Origin of the sequence: Cognatilysobacter lacus (assembly GCF_008274655.1) — a bacterium.
GTDB lineage: Bacteria > Pseudomonadota > Gammaproteobacteria > Xanthomonadales > Xanthomonadaceae > Cognatilysobacter > Cognatilysobacter lacus.
Window position 1 is genome coordinate 1 of the sequence record NZ_VTRV01000221.1, and the last position, 2,947, is coordinate 2,947.

Annotated in this window: 4 protein-coding genes; 2 read left to right on the top strand and 2 right to left on the bottom strand. The window is 69.6% G+C overall.

What is annotated here, in order from left to right; translation table 11 throughout:
- Positions 1–183: 183 nt before the first annotated feature.
- On the top strand, positions 184–381 hold the full coding sequence (locus FW784_RS14790; RefSeq protein ID WP_235893684.1) for a hypothetical protein: 198 nt from the start codon (positions 184–186) through the stop codon (positions 379–381).
- Here FW784_RS14790 and FW784_RS14490 read toward each other — a convergent pair.
- Complete coding sequence (locus tag FW784_RS14490) at positions 378–689, bottom strand: DUF4286 family protein (protein ID WP_187770824.1); 312 nt, start codon at positions 687–689, stop codon at positions 378–380. The genes FW784_RS14790 and FW784_RS14490 overlap by 4 nt on opposite strands.
- 2 nt (positions 690–691) lie before the next feature.
- The gene (locus tag FW784_RS13410; RefSeq protein ID WP_149353827.1) at positions 692–1,942 is read right to left on the bottom strand and encodes a DUF3667 domain-containing protein; all 1,251 of its coding nucleotides are present in this window, start codon (positions 1,940–1,942) and stop codon (positions 692–694) included.
- Between the two features lie 99 nt (positions 1,943–2,041).
- Here FW784_RS13410 and FW784_RS13415 point away from each other — a divergent pair.
- Positions 2,042–2,947 (top strand): MATE family efflux transporter (locus tag FW784_RS13415; protein ID WP_235893685.1); only part of this gene is annotated, 906 nt, incomplete at its 3' end.

Consider the following 2,947-nt stretch of genomic DNA (forward strand, 5'->3'; position numbering starts at 1 on the left):
TGATCTCGTTCGCTGCCGCAGGACGAACAGTCGCGGCTGCGTGCCGCCGCCGCGACCTACGCGTCGCTCGACCCGGCGTCGCGCACCGCGCTGCGCGCGCAGTTCGAGGCGCTCGATGCCAGCACGCGGCACGGATGGCGGCTGGGCCCGACGCTCGGCATCGATTACCCGCGCCTGCAGCCGTTGCTGGCGCAGGTTCCGCCCGACGAACAGCAACCGCTGCTGCAGGTGCTCCGCGCCATGACGGCGCCGGATCGCGACCGTCTCGCCGTGCTCGTGCAACGCACGCCGCCGCAGGCCCGCGAGGCCCTGCGGCGCGCGCTGATGTCGACGTCCGACGCCAACCGAAGCGGCTGGCTCGAACTGCAGCTAGAACGCTAGCGGTAGTCGCGCAGCGGCCGCATCACCCGCCGTCGCGCGCGCATGCGATCACCGAATCGCGCGAGCCCCTCGGCGCGAAGCCGCGGCGCGTGGTCGCGCAGGTAGGCGTCGAGCGCGGGCTCGTCGACCAACCGGTACTGCATGCAGATGTGCAGCACGTCCGTGTCGGCGTCGTCGAGCACTTCGAACACATCGGCGCCGGTGAAGCCGGGCAGGGCGAGGATCTCCGCGACATGCGCCTGCAGCCAGTGCAGGTACTGCCCGCGGATCCCGATGTCGACGTCGACGTTCACCTCGTACACGACCATGCTCAGTGCCCGCTGCTGAGGCCGGCGAAGACCGCGTAGAGCAAGCCTCCGAAGAGAAGGAACTGGTAGAGGAAGCCGATCGCGAAGTACTTCACGGTGGTCAGGAACCAGTGCTGGCGGTACACGCGGCGCTGCATGAGCAGCACGTACACGGCCGCCCATATCCATGCGAGGCCGATGACCCATCCGCTCACCGCCTTGGGCAGTGGCAGCATCATCAGAACGAACGTCGCGAACAACGTGAGCAGCAGGAACGCGTGGCTGTAAAGCGCGATCACGAGGTGTTCCAGGTAGCTGCGCCCGCTGAAGAGGTAGAACACGCGCAGCAGCAACGCGAATACCGGGACCAGCACGAACAGCGCGGACGGCACCGCAGCGAGCATCAGCTCGAAGAACACCGATTTGCCGCCCTTGGTCATGCGATCGATGTTGTCGGCGACATTCGCGATGCGATGGTTGACCCAGTGATCGCCGAGTGCGGGCAGTCCGTCGATTCGAACGGGGTTGCTCGTTGGTTCCCACGGGTGCTTGGGGTCGCGCAGGTGTGCGCGGCCGATCTTGCGGATCACCGTATCCGCGACTTCCGCGCCGGTCTTTCCGAGCCTGGTTTGCGGCCCGACCGGCGTGGATGGGCTTCTGGTTGCAATGGAAGCGGACGCTGGCTTGGCCGCCGCCGGCACGGGTGCAGCGACGGTCCGCACGCCGAGCTGCGCGCGACGCACCCGCGCCTGCTCCCGCAATTGCTTTTCCGCGTCGTCCATCGCCGCTCCCGCCAGCGGCACCCCCGCCGTTTGCCGACGCGCTTTCGCCACGGATGCCAGTTCGCGCTCGAGCGTTGCCTGCACTTCGGCGTCGGTGCGGGCCTCGCTGAAGGACGTCGCCTGCCCGCCTTCGTTGTGCAGGTTGATCTGGATCGGCGCGTTCCCGGTGCGGGCGTCGTCGATATCGCCCGCGATGAACTGCCCGACGAAGAACGTCAGCACCGTGAGCACCAGGAACAGCCGCAGCGGCGGGATGTACCGCGCGCGCTGGCCGGCCAGGTAGTTGCAGGCGACGCGGCCGGGCACCAGCAGGTCGCGCAGGGTGCGGAAGGCGCGGCCGTCGAGATGCCAGAACGACTCGAAGACTTCCTCGAGCGCGTGGCGCACGTCGTGCAGCGGGTTGTGCGCGCCCTGGCCGCAGGCATGGCAGAACTCGCCCTGCAGCATCGTGCCGCAGTTCTCGCAGGTGGCCGGTATCTCGGCGGCGTGCATCGCGTCCCCTTCGCGTCGTCGTCGGCGGCCATTGCAGCACGTCGCGACGATCGCGTGCAGCCGACCCGCTACGATGGCGCGCCAAACGCCCAGGCCGCCGTGTCGACGACCGCCCGCCTCCCGCACGAGATCCGCCGAACCGCCACGCTGGCCGCGCCTTTGGTGGCCGGGCACGTGTCGACCGGATTGATCGGCTTCGTCGACAGCTCGATCGCGGGCCAGCACGGCACCGGCACGCTGGCCGCGGTGTCGATCGGTACCGCGCTTTTCTGGCTGCCGATGATGGTGCCCATGGGCACGCTGATGGCGATGCCGCCGGCCGTGTCGAACCTCGATGGCGCCGGGCGCCGCGACGAGATCGGCCCGCTGTTCCGTCAGTCGCTGTGGCTGGCGTTCGGGCTCGGCCTGCTGATGTTCCTGTTCCTGACCTTCGTCCCGCTGGCGCTGGCACCGTTCGGGATCGTGCCGGGCATCGTGCCGGGCGCGACCGCGTTCCTGCATGGCATCCGCTGGGGCGTACCCGCGCTCACCTGCTACCTCGCGATGCGCTACCTCGCCGAAGGCCTGCACTGGACGCTGCCGACGATGCTGCTCGGCGGTGGCGGCCTGCTCGTGCTGGTGCCGCTCGGCTACGTGCTCACCTTCGGCGCATTCGGCCTGCCCGAGATGGGCGCCGGCGGGCTCGGCATCGCCTCGGCGGTGATGATGTGGCTGCAGGCGCTCAGCTTCGCCGCGGTGCATGCACGCTCGTCGCGCATGCGGCCGCTGCGCGTGTTCGGGCGCTTCGATCCGCCGCGACCGCGTGTCATCGGCGAGCTGCTGCTTACCGGCCTGCCGATCGGCGTCACCGTGCTGATGGAGGGCGGGCTGTTCATCGGCACCGCGCTGCTGATCGGGCGGCTCGGCCCCGTGCCCGCCGCCGCGCACCAGATCGCGATCAACGTCGCCAGCCTGTGCTTCATGGTGCCGCTGGCGGTCGCCGAGGCCACGACCGTGCGCGTCGGC

What these genes read in the sequence shown, in the direction of transcription:
- FW784_RS14490 (WP_187770824.1), bottom strand. Translation starts at nt 689, where the DNA reads ATGGTCGTGTACGAGGTGAACGTCGACGTCGACATCGGGATCCGCGGG.
- FW784_RS13410 (WP_149353827.1), bottom strand. Translation starts at nt 1,942, where the DNA reads ATGCACGCCGCCGAGATACCGGCCACCTGCGAGAACTGCGGCACGATG.